6 protein-coding genes are annotated in these 16,146 nt (G+C 62.4%); all 6 read left to right on the forward strand.

Features of this window, described 5'->3' with window-relative positions:
• Positions 1-500: 500 nt before the first annotated feature.
• The 6 genes from LZP97_RS03625 to LZP97_RS03650 all read left to right on the forward strand — a co-directional run bounded on the left by LZP97_RS03625 (position 501) and on the right by LZP97_RS03650 (position 16,144).
• Positions 501-1,598 (forward strand): DNA cytosine methyltransferase, encoded by a 1,098-nt coding sequence (locus LZP97_RS03625; RefSeq protein ID WP_048773099.1) that lies wholly within the window; start codon positions 501-503, stop codon positions 1,596-1,598.
• A 274-nt stretch (positions 1,599-1,872) separates the two neighbouring features.
• Positions 1,873-6,432 carry a sacsin N-terminal ATP-binding-like domain-containing protein gene (locus tag LZP97_RS03630; protein WP_161800550.1) on the forward strand — a complete coding sequence of 1,520 codons (4,560 nt, stop codon included), beginning with the start codon at positions 1,873-1,875 and terminating at the stop codon, positions 6,430-6,432.
• The gene (locus LZP97_RS03635; protein ID WP_082170383.1) at positions 6,429-8,249 is read left to right on the forward strand and encodes a UvrD-helicase domain-containing protein; all 1,821 of its coding nucleotides are present in this window, start codon (positions 6,429-6,431) and stop codon (positions 8,247-8,249) included. Before LZP97_RS03630 ends, LZP97_RS03635 begins: the two co-directional genes overlap by 4 nt.
• A gap of 47 nt (positions 8,250-8,296) precedes the next feature.
• Positions 8,297-11,473: a helicase-related protein gene (locus LZP97_RS03640; RefSeq protein WP_048773022.1), complete on the forward strand. Its 3,177-nt coding sequence runs from the start codon at positions 8,297-8,299 to the stop codon at positions 11,471-11,473.
• Positions 11,473-13,215: a DUF1998 domain-containing protein gene (gene drmB / locus LZP97_RS03645; RefSeq protein ID WP_048773019.1), complete on the forward strand. Its 1,743-nt coding sequence runs from the start codon at positions 11,473-11,475 to the stop codon at positions 13,213-13,215. The genes LZP97_RS03640 and drmB overlap by 1 nt, the downstream gene beginning before the upstream one ends.
• 133 nt (positions 13,216-13,348) lie before the next feature.
• Positions 13,349-16,144 (forward strand): DEAD/DEAH box helicase, encoded by a 2,796-nt coding sequence (locus LZP97_RS03650; protein ID WP_048773016.1) that lies wholly within the window; start codon positions 13,349-13,351, stop codon positions 16,142-16,144.
• Positions 16,145-16,146 lie beyond the last annotated feature (2 nt).

Raw genomic sequence — 16,146 nt, forward strand, 5'->3', positions numbered from 1 at the left:
GATTTGCCCCCTCGGGTCTCTATCGAGGAAATAGTTCTGTCAACGGTCAAGTACACGGCAGATATTATGACTTCAATCTTGCGGAGCGCGTCGCGAAGTAGTCCCACTCAGGTCTAAATCGACCAGTACATACTCGGATAGCTGGCACCGGGACCGCCGCCTGGGTGCACGACCCGGCGGAGCCTGTCGTGAATCCGGCCAAGAATGCAAGAATGCAAGCAACCGTTGCTCCTAGGACGTCCTTGGTCGAGGAGAATTATCGGATCTGGACAAAGCGGCGGCTGTAGCAGCTTGGCGTCCGGGCGAGCCGGAGTGCCAGGACGGGTCGTCGCTCTGGCAAATCGATGACTGGACCGATCGGCAGTTGGTTACGATCCGCGATCTCCAACGCCGGGTCTGAGGTGGGTGGTGAGGCTCTTGCCCTCTGGGCGTCGAGGGGAGAAATCTCTACACGGGTGAGGGCCGAGCGGCCACAGGATGGGATCGATAAGATCACTCCCATGACTAACGCCAGTTTGCCCCCTCTGCCTGGGAAAACGCGCATCGTCGACTTGTTCGCGGGTCCCGGCGGGCTCGACGTTGCTGCGCGTTGGCTGGGTCTCGAGGTTACTGGCGTGGAATGGAGTGACGACGCTTGTGAAACTCGTACGGCGGCACACCTCGACACCCAACCGGGAGACGTCCGTGACTTCTCTCCATCCGACGACGAGTTCGACGGATGCAATGTTCTAGCCGGTGGGCCCCCATGTCAGACCTACACCGTCGCGGGAGCAGGTGCAGGCCGGCGCGCTCTGGATCTGGTGCGGACGTACGTCAGACGCATGGCGGATGGCGAGGACGTACGCTCAGGTCTCGCGGAACTCGATGACGACCGGACAGGCCTGGTTCTCGAGCCGCTCCGCTGGGTTCTGGAGGCAGTGCGAGCCGGAAATCCGTACGAAGCGATAATCCTGGAGCAGGTGCCTGCAGTGCTGCCCGTATGGGAATCGTATGCGGAAGTGCTCGGCGAGGTCGGATACAACGCGGAATTCGGTGTCTTGTGCGCAGAGCAGTTCGGTGTTCCTCAAACAAGGCGTCGCGCCATTCTGATTGCGCGCCGTGATGTCCGGCCTCGAATGCCTGACCCGACTCATCGCCGATACCGGAAAAATACCGAAGTTCCGGACAACGAAGCGACACTTCTTCCCTGGCGGAGTATGGCCGATGATCTCGGCACGACGTACCCGTTCAGAGTTATTTCGAATTATGGTACCGGCGGTGATCCCAAGGCTCGGGGAGTCCGCTCGTCCGCCGAGCCTGCTGCGACGGTGACCGGAAAAATCTCTCGGAATCGAGTGGAAACGTGTAGCGGCGTCCGGCGATTCACAATGCAAGAAGCCGGAAGATTGCAGACGTTCCCGGAAGACTACCCTTGGCGGGGCAGGGACATTGCGCAGCAGATCGGGAATGCAATTCCACCGCGCCTCGGCGTGCACATCCTGGCCGCGGCGCTCGGACTGACAGACCGCGTGAACGAGGAGTTCTTCCAATCAACGGTCGGCGGACTATGGATCGGGTCGGAGTTTGCGATGAGTGGTGAGTTGGCCGCAGTGCGCTGATCGGAAAGTTTCCTACCCCTGCCTCACCTATAGGTTTTTCTCGTACCGACACGCGATGGCATCGAGTGCCCGCGTCTTGACTTCTAGACGATCTATGGCAACGTAGTCCGGCTCGGCGTCGAGTGCCCGTTATGTCTCGTAACGAACTGTGCTCGATTGACGACATTCCGCAGACGGCTTCGGCCGGGGGTGGCAATTTTGCGGTCGACGAGATAGGGCAGGGATGAGTGCACAGTGGAGCGGTGTCGCGGGGCCATTGGCAGAGCACGTACGAGTGCAGACTGAGCAGTGTTTGGCTGCATACCGGGCGAAGCCGAACCTGGTTGAACAGGATGCCGGCATCGAGATTTCCAACGTCGAAGGAGGATACGGACGCAAGCAGCTCCACGAACTCGTCCAGAACGCGGCGGATGCGCTGGTCGGCACGCGCGGGCAGATCGCGCTCGTCCTGACCGACGATACGCTGTACTGCGCCAACGAGGGCGATCCCCTCACGCGAAACGGCATCGAAACCCTCATGGCTTCCCATCTGTCGAGGAAGCGCGACGAGGAGATCGGCCGTTACGGTCTCGGGTTCAAATCTGTCCTCGGCATCTCCGACGCGCCTGAGATCATCAGCCGGGACGTATCGATCCGGTTCGACCGGAAGACCAGTGAGTCACTTATCCGAAAAGTTGTTCCGAATGCAGACCGCACACCAGTTCTTCGTACGGCAACCGCATTCGATCCGACAGTGGCAGCCGTAACCGATCCGGTCCTCGCGGAGCTCATGGCATGGGCGACGACGGTCGTCCGGCTTCCCTTGTTAGAGGGCTCCGAGTGGCTTCCTGAAGCGCTGGCAAAGTTCCCGCCAGAGTTTCTGCTCTTCAGTGAGCACGTTGACCGACTGGATCTCGACAATGTTCGTGATGGCGAGCGGCGAGAATGGCAAGCTATTCGACAAGGCAGCCGAGTGGTCTTGGAATCGTCCGACCAGGTCGCAGTATGGAATGTCTACCGCGCCACACATCAGCCGAGTGCTGCCGCGAGGAAGGACGCGGGGGAAATCACGGGGCGTGGCAGTATCGAACTCACGTGGGCAGTCCCCGAGAAGGGGCGTACGAAGGTGGGTACCTTCTGGTCCTACTTCCCGACGACCTCGACAACGTCCTTGACCGGGATTATCAACGCGCCCTTCAAGACGAATGAAGACCGACACGACATTTTGAAGGGGCTTTACAACGAAGAGATTCTCGGCGTCCTTCCTGCGCTGGTTTCGGCGAACTTGGCCGACGTCGTTGACACTTCGGACCCCGGCTCAGTGATGGACATCCTGCCCGCGCGTGGCAAGGAGATCCGTTCGTGGGCTGATGCATGGATCAACGATCGAATCATGGAAGCGGCTGCGGCGGCACCGTCTCTACCCGACATGAACGGTCGACTGTTCCTTCCGGGGAAGGTGAAGTGGCAGCCTGCATTCCTGTCGGAGTACGAACCGTGGCTGACGCGCTGGGCATCCGTCGCCGATAGACCTCACAATTGGGTTCATACGTCAGTTTGGCGGACCGAGGCACGTGTAGCGACTGCGGCGCGCCTGGTCAGGCTCGCCGGTGAGAGTTCGCAAAGTGTGGGGGAGTGGCTACACGATCTGGCAACAGCGGGACTGGCGGGTGCACGGGAAGCGATCCGGCTTGCATCCGATATCGATAGATCGGCATCCGACCACATGGTCGAAATGCGCAAGGGTGCTTTCGTTCTCACGGCGGGTGGGAAGCTGGTGCCGCCGCGCCCTGGCACAGTATTCCTACCCGATACCGACACAGAGGACGACGACCGCTTCGTCCATCCCGCAGTTGTCAAAGATCTAGAAGTGCGAAAAGCGCTCGAAGGGCTGGGTATCGGCCGCCTCGACCAGAAAGGTCGCCTGAGGGCGTTGATCGACCAGATGACGAAGGTCGAGATCACCGGGCGTCTGGTCGAGTCGCTGTGGGATATGACGCGCGGACTTCCGGTAGTCGAGGTCGGGAAGCTACTGGAGACAGGATTCGGTCGAGGTCGGGTCCCCGTGCGAACTGTTGCGCGTCGCATCGAAGTGCTCGACGACGTGCTACTTCCCGGGGTGGTGGTCCCGGAGGACGGAAGTCGCGATGCAGGGGTAGCAGTGGACACGACCTTCCATGCGAAGGACCTGGCGCTCCTGCGACATTTAGGGGCGCTCTCTGAGCCCGAGTTGGAACATCCACGCGCTGACGAGGAATGGTTTCAGCAGTGGGAAGAAGCTGCACGTTCGGAAGCGATCCGCGAGGCCAAAGAACTTGGGATCAAGATCGCTGCGTCGAGAGTCAAGATAACGCGAGGTGTGACTGTTCGCGGGCTCGATATCGCCGATCGCCTCAGCGACCTGGGACGGAGTGCCCTCACGAAGCACGTGCTGCGGATGTCGACGAGACCGTGGAGCGTCGAGATCACGGGCAACAGCGGGGTTCCTCCGATGTCGTTCACCAACCCGGCGGTGTGGTGGATGGTCCGTCACGGTCGACTGGAAACGCCGCTGGGTGTCAGACCCGTTGGCGAAGCTTTCGCGAGCATCCCGGGCGTGCCGGACGACGTCATGCCGGTTGCCAAGGTCACTCCGGAGCAAGCCCGAGCTCTGGGATTGCGCGAGACAGTCACCGCGCGTGATTGGAAGCAGATCCTTCTGGCGCCGTGGACACATCTTGATCAGGACGCGCTCAATCGCCTCTACTCGGCAGCTGCGAAGGTCGGTGCGCCGGCACCCGATGAAATCGGAGTAACGCATGCGCATGCGACCCTCGCCGCTCCTACCGAGGCATACGCCACGGACAACCTCAGCGACTACCGGGCGTTGGTCGACAGTGGCTATGCGGCGGTTCTCGCCACCGACACCGCGGCGAAGGATGCGCTGATCGCGAGCTGGGGCCTGTCCGACTCTCAAGGAATCATCAGTCGTACGGTCCTCGCCGCTGCGTCCGGCGAGCCTGTACTGATTGCTGATCGCTTCCCCGGGCTTCGTGCGTTCGTTCCTCGCGTGCCGGCGATCGAGCTGATCCCATGCTCAGACGTGTCTGTCGAGGTGCGAGCCGAGTCCACCTCCGGAACGAAAATCACTGACCACGATCTGCTGCGTGAGGGCGAAGCGACGGTCTATCACCTCGATAGATTGTCCGAGGACGACTTGCTGGCGAGACTGTCGCACGAGTTCAACTTCGGACTCACCGAGAGCGATCGTAAAAAGGTCTTCGACATCGGAGCTCGCGGAGAGGCGAAGAAGCTCCGGCAGCAGGTGCGTGCAGAGAAGGACGAGAACCGCAAGCTTGTTCTCCTGGCCGGCGTTGACGCCCTCGAGAAGGAGATCCCGGCAGGAGCCAAAGCTCTTGCTGAGAGGCGTACGGGTCGCAAGTTGTCGGATACCGAAGTCGCGGCGATGGCCAAAGCGTCGAAGGGGGCGGGCCTTCTCACCAGGATCGCTCCAGCGATCGAGGAGAACGGAATCGTTCTTCCTCGGCTGTTGGGTGGTGTCGAGGCTTCGGCTGCGGTGCAGGAACTTGGTCTGTCCGCTGAGTTCGCAGGTAGCCGCACGCCGGCGCCGCCTCCTCGATTCCAGGTGATCGGACCGGTCGGGCTTCCTCCGCTCCACGGCTACCAGGAACGAGTCGTCGCGAACCTCATCGAGGTACTCGGTCCGACTGGTCCGAACCGTGGCATCGTCTCGCTTCCGACCGGTTCTGGAAAGACTCGTGTTGCGGTCGAGGCCATCATCCGGCACATGAAGGCGTCCGAGTCGGAGCCCACCGTAATCTGGATCGCGCAATCGGACGAGCTGTGTGAGCAGGCAGTCGACACCTGGTCGTATACCTGGTCGGCCATCGGGGAACCGGGTGCCAGGCTGACGATCAGTCGCTTGTGGGGAGCGAACGACGCGACTCCTGCGGAAGACGGCGCGCACCTGGTCGTTGCAACCGATGCAAAGCTCTTATCGCTCAGCCGTAAGGGCAAGCACGAGTGGCTCACGGAGGCAGAGGTCGTCCTTGTCGACGAAGCGCATACGTCCATCTCGAAGACCTATACCGAGCTATTCAAGTGGTTGAAACGTGGGACCAACCAGCGTGATCGGACGTTGGTCGGACTCTCGGCAAGCCCCTATCGGGGTCACAACGAGGATCAGACGAAGGGTCTGATCAATCGTTACGACTCGAATTTGCTGACCGAAGGCGTATTCGACAAGGACCCGCACGCAGAGTTGCAGGACATGGGGATCCTCGCGCGAGTGCGTCATCTCGAACTCGAGGGAATGACCCTGACTCCGGCCAAGGTGCGCAAGGACCCCGATGCCGCAGCTATGCACCTCGACGACTATCGGATCGATCTCAACGAAGTCGCGATGGACAACGATCGGAATAGGGTGATCCTGGATTCGCTGGAGTCGCTCCCGTCGGACATGACCGCGTTGGTGTTCACGGCGTCGGTGCAACACGCCGAACTATTGGCCGCGGTGTTGGCGCACAGTGGGGTGCCAGCTGCGTCGATCGCCGGTTACACGCCTGCGCCCGAACGTCGTCGTCTCGTCCGAAAATTCCGGGAGGGAGAGATCCGGGTATTGACCAACTACAACGTGTTGTCGCAGGGATTCGACGCTCCCAAAGTCGGTGCCGTATACGTGACGCGTCCGACTTTCAGTCCCAACCGGTATCAACAGATGATCGGACGTGGGCTGCGTGGTCCGAAGAACGGTGGTTCTGAGGAAGTTCTGATCGTCAACGTGCGGGACAACATTGATGCTTTTGGAACGCAACTCGCGTTCCATCATTTCGACCACTTGTGGAACAGAAAGTGACGGAAGTGCAGGACACAATCGAGCTGAACGAACAGCAGCGCGCTGTTGTCGAGGCTCCGATCGATGAACGGCTGCTGGTGATCGCAGGTGCCGGTCAGGGAAAGACCGAAGTTGTTGCTGCGCGGATCGGCTTTCTGGTAGACGAAGAACAGCTCTCGGCGTCCACCGAGGTCCTGGTCCTGAGTTTCTCTCGTGCCGCTGTAACGGCGGTGACTACGCGTCTGGAACAGCGTGAGGTCGCAGCTGCGAACGTCCGCACATTCGATTCGTTCGCGGGGAAGATTCTGCTCGACGCAGACATCGAGCCGATCGGTTCGTACGAAGCTCGAATCCGGCAGGCCACTACCGTGCTCAATGAGTCCGACGAAGTACCGTTCCTAATCGAGGCTCTCCGGCACGTCGTGATGGACGAGGTACAAGATCTGGTAGGAGATCGCGCCGACTTCGTCTTAGCCCTGCTGCGCAAGCTAGAGCCCGAGGTCGGTGTGACCGCCCTTGGCGATCCGCTGCAAGGCATCTACGACTTCCAGCTCGGTAAGTCGAAGAGCAAGACATCCTCGCAGCAAGTCTTCGAGGCGCTGAGGAATGAGTTCGGTGCCCGAACCGTCGGGCTCGGGGAAAACTACCGGGCCCGTGGAACTGATCCTCGTGAGGTCGTCGAGCTGGGGCACCGCCTACGCGATATGACGGATCCAAGTGAAGCTGAAGTCGCGCTGGACGAATTCGAAGCCGGCTTGCTTTCGCTGGGGGAGATCGACGAATGGGCGGACATGTTGTCGCTCGAAAACAGCACCACTGCCGTGCTCTGTGCGACGAATGCAGAGGTCCTTCGGGTCTCGAAGTATCTGAACGAGCACGGTATCGGGCACGCTGTGCGACGGCAGTCGCAAGACTTCGGCGCAGCACGCTGGGTTGCCCAGGCTCTAGGTTCGTTGGATGGCACAGTGGTTCGAAGGTCAGAGGTTGAAGCGTCTCTGGAACGGATCCTGGGCCAGGACCAGGGAGAAGATGCCTGGTACCTTCTCAAAACTGCGGAAGGCAATGCGCGTCAGATCGATGCCCTCAACGTGGCGCGGATCCGGACTTTGATCAAGTCGGGTGCCATTCCGTTGACCCTGACCGAGCCTGATTCGAGCAACGTGATCGTCTCCACGGTGCACAAGGCCAAGGGGCTCGAGTTCGACCGAGTCTTCCTCGTCGATCGCCCGTACATGAATGCGGGGGAGGAAGCGTGGGCTGGTATCCGGGAACGGTATGTGGCACTCAGTCGAGCGCGAGACTCGATCTATTTGTGTGAGCTGCCGAAGACATACGCCATGTACAAGGAGATGACATGGTTGCCTGGACGAATCCAGGAGCGCGTCAACAAATGGAAGTCGACAAAGAAGCGCACCAGGGCAGTCGAGTTCCAGTACACGGACGTCGAAGTCGATGTCCCAGTCTCGATTGCGAATGATGCAACCATCGTCCAAGCGACTCTCGCTTCTCAGAATCTCGTCGGAATGTCTGTAGAGGCGATCTTGGATTTGTCGCGGTCCACAGCCGACTTACCTTCGTACCTCCTGCAGACGGAGGACGGACGGGTGGTCGGACGTACGAGTCAGGAGTTCAATGAGTCCTTCGTCAAGGCATTCAGCATGAATGGTGGCTCCTGGCCGGCGACATTGTCCGGTCTGTCGCTCGTATCGGTCGAAACCGTTGCCGGGGACCCGCGGCGTTCGAGGGAACTTGATGTCAGCTTCTCTGGGCTATGGCTTGCGCCGCGAGTCATCGGTCTGGCACAACCGGATTGGTCGAACATGGAGGAGATTTCGTGAGTTCGAGGGTTGCGTCCCTGGACGAGAAATATCGGTTCAGGACGGAGATGGTCGACGAGCTGGCAGCGGATGTAATTGGTCCCGGCGGTGGTGAGAACGAGACCATCGCAGAGCCGCCGCTCGACAGGTACATCGTCGGTGCGCTGTGGCCGAGCGTTGATGAACCACAGGAAACCCCGGAACCGGACAGCGCTGACGCGGATCGCGAGTCGACGGATGACAGCCCTGTTGCGCAGGCGCTGATGCGATACCCGTCGTCGGTCGGTATGACATTCTCGGTCCGGCTCGCGGACGCTCAGAACATCACCATCGGGATCGATGGTGCGAGCTACGTCCGAACAGGGGTCGAAGGTGACGACACCGTTGCGGCGAAGGACAAGCGTTCCGGCGACTGGCAGCGGGTGCCCCTCGCCATCGAGCCGATCACGTTGTCGGTAGGTTCCCCCGGTGTGGTCGGCCCGACGAAGGACATTGTCGAGGGACTCCAGCTGTACGTGTACGTGAGGCCTCCGCGGGACGGTGTATCGACGATCTCGGTAGCGCTACGCAACACGAACACGGTTGCCAAGGGTGAACTGCGCGACGGCAAGGCGTGGTTCCAGGTGGGGCTGAGCATCTCGACTGAGGTGCCTGCGATCGTCGATCGCACCAGCCACGTGAACATCGGTCACGACGAGGATCTCGACAGTTCGGCCCTGCTGTACCGCAACAAGCGCACGTTCGCGATCGGGCACGGCTGCGCCGCGAGGTGGGACACGGAAACCTCGGCTGAGGCAGTAAACCGTGTCGCGACGACCTTCCTGCCCACCTACGAGGTGTCGCGGGCGCGACCGGGTCTCGTCGACGAGTCCGTGAACCTCCGAATGTCGTTCCTGGCGAAGAACTCCGACGAAGAGATCATCGCCAGTCTGCGTGAGTTGGCAAACCGGTACCGCGAGTGGATCAAGACGCTGGACGGCGACCTGTCGTCGGGTAAGGCAGATGTCCCTGCAAATCTGCTCGGTGTGGCACGCCGGCACGTCAAAGCGGCGGGTACCGCTGCCGACCGTATCGAAGCGGGTATCGATCTGCTCCGGGACGACCCTGTAAGCATGCGAGCCTTTCGTCTGTCGAACCACGCGATGCAGTTGCAACGTGCGCGACAGGACTGGGTTCGCGGGGGAGCGAAGGGGACGGTCGGTGACGGCGCCGAGGACAGTTGGTACCCGTTCCAGCTCGCATACATCCTCCTGAACCTTCCGGGACTCGCCGACAGGCACCACCCTGACCGGGAAATCGCAGACCTGCTGTGGTTTCCGACAGGTGGTGGCAAGACGGAGGCGTACCTGGGTCTCGTCGCGTTCTCCATCCTGCACCGCAGACTCTGCGACCCCGAGGCGCAGGGCGTCGCCGTCATCATGCGCTACACCCTGCGGCTGCTCACCATCCAGCAATTCGAGCGGGCGACCATGCTGATGTGCTCGCTGGAAACGGTACGCAAAGAGAACCGAGACATTGGCGACCTGCCGTTCTCGATCGGACTGTGGGTCGGTGGCGGCGGCACACCCAACACGCTGGCTGAAGCTCGTCGATCGCTGAGCGACCTCGCCTCCGGGCAGGAGCTGCAGGAGAAGAACCCCGTGCAGCTGACTCAGTGCCCCTGGTGTGGAACGCTGATGGACCACAACAACTACGCGATCAAGAAGTCGCCGGAACGGCACCTTCAGATCGCATGCGGAACCGCCGGCTGCGACTTCGCAACTGGGCTTCCGGTGCACGTTGTCGACGAGGACATCTATCGGGAGCGTCCTGAGCTGATCCTTGGTACCGTCGACAAATTCGCTGCGATGGCGTGGAAGGAAGACGTCGGAAAGCTCTTTGCCCGCGATGGTGTCGGGTACCCGCCCAGCCTCATTATTCAGGACGAGCTGCACCTCATTTCCGGGCCCCTGGGCTCGATGGTCGGCCTGTACGAGACGGCCGTCGATGCGGCGTGTTCGACCGATCCCCTCGCGGAGTCGGACGACCGTGGCCGGCCGAAGGTCATCGCGTCGACTGCGACAATCCGACGGGCGGAAAAGCAGATCCGTTCCGTCTTCGCGCGTCGGGCAGCACAGTTTCCGCCGCCGGGCATCAACCCGGACGAGTCGTTCTTCGCTGAGCCCGCCCCGCGGGAGACGCACGGCACCCGCGAGTACGTCGGCGTCATGTCCCCGGGTTCCAGCCATGCGACTCTGATGGTGCGCGTGTACTCCGCGCTGCTGCAGGCGGCCAAGGACATCGACGGCGATGATGGGACGCGGGATCCGTACTGGACGTTGCTCGGCTACTTCAACAGCCTCCGTGTTCTCGGCAGCGCGAACCTCCAGGTGGAGGGCGACGTCCGTGAGCGACTGCGGGTGGTGGCCAACAGGAAGGAGACCGGGGGGCGGGAACTGAAGCCGGCAAACGAGCTGACCAGCCGCGTTGCCTCCTCGGAAATTCCCCTGCGCCTCAAGCAGATCGAGGCGACGCTGACCGACGGTGACCCGGACGACGTCGTGCTGGCGACCAATATGATCTCCGTCGGTGTCGACATCGACCGCCTGGGGTTGATGACCGTGATGGGCCAGCCTCAGTCGAGCTCCGAGTACATCCAGGCGACCAGCCGCGTGGGTCGTAAGCACCCGGGCCTCGTGGTCACCATCTTCAACGCGGCTCGTTCGCGGGATCGTTCGCACTACGAGAGTTTCGTGCCGTACCACCAAGCGCTGTATCGGGCGGTAGAGGCTACGAGCGCAACGCCGTTCGCCGCGCGGGCCCGCGATCGTGGTCTGCATGGTGTGTTGGTTTCTCTGGCGCGACTGCTGGTGCCGGGGCTCGCGCCGGACACGGCCGCGTACCTTGCCGAGGACCACTGGGACGACCTGCGCAAGATCGCCGATCTGATATCGAAGCGGGCGGCAGTGGTTCTCGAGGATCCGGCGAATCCGGGCGACGCGGAAAGCGAACGGGAACGTGCGGACACGGTGAATCAGGTGGACGAGCTCCTCACCGTGTGGGCTGACGCGGGTGAGGCCAAGCCGAACATGCGGTATCAGAACGTGCGCAACCTCGACGCTGCACTGCTCGTCGACCCCGCCGACGCGTTGACGAACGACCACATCGAGTACTCCCAGGAGGAGGTCCCGTGGCCGACGATGCGCAGCATGCGTGAAGTCGACGCGGAGAGCGGCCTGTACCAGATTCCGATGAAGAGGAAGTAATGACGACCGGAGCGAAGGCCCGTAGGGGTCAACTTCTCAGCACGTACGGTATCGGCGGGCTCTTCCCGTCTGAAACAACCAGTTTCATGATCGTCGGACTGGACGAATGGCACGTGAATCGGACTCGACCGGTGAGTGAGCCGCGCCTGGCGCGTTCTCTGCGGGTGTCGGAACTGAAGTCACCGCCCGCGGGTTCGCGCGACGGGCGCGATGTTCCTGTGATCCGATTCCCGCTGACCCAGGTCTGCCCGAATCCGAAATGCCGCCGAATCGGTTCGCTGTATGACCTGGCGAAGGACTGGAACGTCGCGAAGTGTGCTCAATGTAAGGACAAGCCGTTGCTGACGCCGTTCCGTCTCATCACCGCCTGTTCGAAGGGCCACATCGACGAGTTCCCGTACTTCAGATGGCTCCATAAGGGCGCGGCATGGGGTGAGGGAGCCACGCATGAGATGAAGATGGTGTCCCTCGGACGTACGTCCTCACTCGCGGACCTCGTCCTCAAATGCACCTGCGGAGTCGCTCCGAAGAACTTGGATGGAACCTTCGGACCGAAGGCACTCGCCGAGTTCGGTACCTGCAGCGGTGCGCGGCCGTGGCTGGGTGCAGAAGCGAAGCAGGACTGCACCGAGACTCCGCGGGTGCTGCAGCGTGGTGCGTCGAACGTGTGGTTTCCGGCGGTGCGGTCCGCGATCTCTATTCCCCCGTACTCGGAAGCGCTGGCGAAACTGGTCGACAAGCACTGGATCCTGCTCGAGGATCTCGACCCGGTTCCGCCGAAGGTGCTCGAGAAAGTCGCAAAACTGTCCAATGATAAGTACTCGACCGCGGACATCGCCGCGGAAATCGAACGCCGACGCGGATCCGAGGCGGACGACGACATCAGCGAGGACGCGTTGCGTCGCGACGAGTTCAGTGCCCTGATGACGGGGCGGGAGGACATCGGGATCGAAGCAGACTTCGTGTGCCTTCCGATGCCGCGGGACCCGTCGTTGCCGGAACTGGTGACAGACGTCCGGAAAGTGACGCGTCTGCGCGAGGTCCGAGCGCTGTACGGGTTCTCGCGCCTCGACGGTGTGACGGAGCCCGGGTCCGAGGCACTGTGCGATTTGTCGCGCCAGCGTACGCATTGGTTGCCGGCTATCGAGGTGATCGGTGAAGGCGTGTTTATCGCGCTGGATCGTGCCGAGCTGAGGGAATGGGCTGCGAAGCCCTTCGCGCAAGGGCGACGGCAAGCGCTCCAGACGGCTGCCGGGCGTCGGGCCGCGGAGTTCGGACGTCCCGAAGCGCCACGTGTCGATATCGTGGAGGTCGCCGTTCACACGCTCGCGCACGTCCTGATCGACCAGCTGTCTTTGGACGCCGGCTACCCGGCGGCGTCGCTGCGGGAGCGCCTCTATGTCGACGACGACATGGCGGGCATTCTCGTCTACACGGCGAGCTCGGACTCCGCGGGCAGCCTCGGCGGCGTGGCATCGCAGGCCGCACCCGAGAGCTTCGCCGGCGTGTTGCGTGAGGGGCTGACCAGGCTGTCCTGGTGCTCGTCCGACCCTGTCTGCATCGAATCGACGGCGTCCGGTACCGATGCGTTGAACTTGGCCGCCTGCCATGCGTGTGTGTTGGTTCCGGAAACGTCGTGCGAGCTGAGCAACACCTTCCTTGACCGCGCACTGCTGTTCGGCACTCCCGAAGAGGGGCGCGAGTCGGAGGGTCTGTTCAGCGAATTCATCTCCCACGGCTGATCCGACCAACGGCCGGGGCGAGGCGTCAACAATCTTCCAACCCCGGCCGGCGGTGCATACGGTGGTCATCCCACGAGGTCGCCGTCTCGGGGACTAATCTGACCCCGATCGTTAATTGTTCGAAGGAGTTTGGGTGGCAGACATCGCCGCTGGTGAGCGCGTTGTAATCCGTGACGAGGAGTGGCTCGTGCGATCGGTGCGGACCACCGAGCGTGACGGCACGCGTGTCGAGGTGACCGGAATCGGCGAGCTCGTCCGCGACCAGGACGCGGTCTTCTTCGATTCCCTCGACACGATCGACCGTCTCGATCCGCGTGACGGCAAGCTTGTGCTCGACGAATCGGCGGGCTTCCGGCGCTCGCGGCTGTGGCTCGAGTCGGTGCGTCGCAGCAGCCCGGTCCCGGCCGGCGAGACGCGCATTGCGGTCGGCCACCGGGGGCTCCTCGACAGGATGGACTATCAGCTCCGTCCCGCAGCGCAGGCGTTGCAGAACCTGCGTCCGCGGATCCTCATCGGTGACGCCGTGGGTCTCGGTAAGACTCTGGAGATCGGCATCCTGTTGTCGGAGCTGATTCGGCGCGGCCGGGGCGAGCGCATCCTTGTGGTCACGCCGCGCGCGGTCCTGGAACAGTTCCAGCACGAGCTGTGGACACGGTTCGCGATCCCGCTTGTTCGGCTGGACTCGGGTGGTATCCAGAAGGTCAAGCAGACCCTGCCGAGTTCCCGGAACCCGTTCAGTTACTACAAGCGGGTGATCGTTTCGATCGACACCCTCAAGAACCCGGCCAAGTACAAGCACCATCTCAAGAACCACAAGTGGGACGCCGTCGTGATCGACGAGTGTCACAATCTGATCAACCGCGGAACTCAGAACAACGAACTTGCGAAACTTCTTGCTGCACAGACTGATGCACTAATCCTGGCGAGTGCGACACCGCATAACGGCAAGCAGGAGTCGTTTGCGGAACTGGTGAACCTACTCGACCCGACCGCCATCGCCGACCGCACCGAGTACACCGCCAAGGACATCGAGCACCTCTACGTCCGGCGGCACCGCAACTCTCCGGACGTCAAGCTGGACGTCGCGCACAAGTGGAAGCAGCGGCGGACGCCGAAGATCGTCGAAGTCGTACCCAACGCAGCGGAGATCGCGGTTCTGCGAGAGCTCGAAGACACCTGGCTCCACCCGGGCGGCGGCTCGGTGGTGACTGGACAGGGTCGGCAGCTGTTTCCGTGGACCCTGTTCAAGGCCTTCCTGTCCTCGCCGAAGGCGTTGCGTGCGAGCGTCGAGCGCCGCCTCAAGACCCTTGACTCGACGACGTCCGCGGAGGCCAAGGCGTTGCTGCGGCTCGACGAGTTGGCGGAGGAAGCCGACGCGAGAACACCGTCCAAGCTGGTGAAGCTGATCGACCACCTCTCAGAGGTCGGAGTCGGCAAGGGCTCACCCATTCGCGCTGTTGTCTTCTCCGAGCGCATCGATACTCTCACCTGGCTCGAATCTGAGGTCGCCAAGCGACTCAAGCTGCCCGCGAAGGCGGTACAGGTGCTGCACGCCGGCCTTCCCGACGAGAAGGTGCAGGCGGTCGTCGAGAGCTTCGGCCAGGCCGGCTCGGACATCCGCATCCTGCTGGCCTCCGACATGGCCTCGGAGGGTCTCAACCTGCACAAGGAATGCCACCAGCTGGTCCACTACGACCTGCCGTGGTCGTTCATCCGGATCCAGCAGCGCAACGGCCGCATCGACCGGTATGGGCAGATGCACGAACCGCAGATCGCCGCCCTGGCGCTCGCCAGCGACGCCGACGACGTGCCGAGCGACCTGCGGGTGGTCACCAAGCTGCTACAGAAGGAGCACGAGGCCAACCAGGCACTCGGTGACGCGGGCGTTCTCCTCAATGTGCGCGACGCGGAGATCGAAGAGCAGACCGTGATGAAGGCCATCCGCGACGGCAAGGATCTGGATGCGGTGGTCCCGGAGGCTACACCGGCGGCACTGAATCCTTTCGCCGGTCTGATGGCAACGGGGGGCGGTCACGAGGGAGACCCGACACCGGAGGAAGTACCGCGGCGGTCGCTGTTCAAGGACGACGACAACTACCTCACCGACGCCCTCGAGGACGTTGCTGCCGAACCCGGCGGTCATGCTTTGGATGTGACCCGCGACGACGACAAGGACATGATCGCGTTCAATCCGCCTGCTGATCTGGTTCCGCGGCTCCGCGACCTGCCGTCCGAATATCTCGACGAACAGAAGATCGTGGATCGGCTGCGGCTCTCCGGGAGCAACGAGTTCTCGGAGGAACGTCTGGACCGTGCGCGGAAGTCGACGGACAGCGCGTGGCCGGACGTGCACTTCCTCGCCCCCATCCATCCCGTGCTCGACTGGGCGGCCGACCGATCGATCTCGCGATTCGGGCGCAATGAGATTCCTGTCCTGTCCGGCGACGTGGACGAGCCGGTGTTCCTCACGCAGGCCGTGTGGTCCAACTCGCTCGGCCAGCCCGCGATCGCGCACTGGGGTGCGGTGCGGGGCCTTCCCGACCACCCCGAGGTCGGGGACTTCGACGAGACCCTTGACCAGGCAGGTATCCGGGAGGGTGCGTCGAATGCCGGATTCGCCGACGTCGACCTCGACGCACTGCAGTACCGAGTGGGTGCCGCGGTCGACGCCGCCACCGGACACATTCGTGATCGCCGCGACGACTTCGAAGCCGACCTTCTCCGCCGCATCGACGACTACCGCAGCGGGCTGAAGGGTTGGGAGCAGACGGCTCTCGGCATCGTCACCGACAGTGGCCGCCGAACCGGCTCGAGACTCGATATCGAGGCGACCGTCGACCAGTCGACGGCCCTCATCGATGCCCTCGCCGCCAGCGGCGACCCCTTCGTTCGCGTCGTCGCCGTGATCGTGCCGAAAGCAGGTAACTGAGC

Source organism: Rhodococcus sp. DMF-1 (assembly GCF_021441945.1).
Lineage (GTDB): Bacteria > Actinomycetota > Actinomycetes > Mycobacteriales > Mycobacteriaceae > Rhodococcus > Rhodococcus ruber.

What these genes read in the sequence shown, in the direction of transcription:
- LZP97_RS03625 (WP_048773099.1), top strand. Translation starts at nt 501, where the DNA reads ATGACTAACGCCAGTTTGCCCCCTCTGCCTGGGAAAACGCGCATCGTC.
- LZP97_RS03640 (WP_048773022.1), top strand. Translation starts at nt 8,297, where the DNA reads ATGGTCGACGAGCTGGCAGCGGATGTAATTGGTCCCGGCGGTGGTGAG.
- drmB (WP_048773019.1), top strand. Translation starts at nt 11,473, where the DNA reads ATGACGACCGGAGCGAAGGCCCGTAGGGGTCAACTTCTCAGCACGTAC.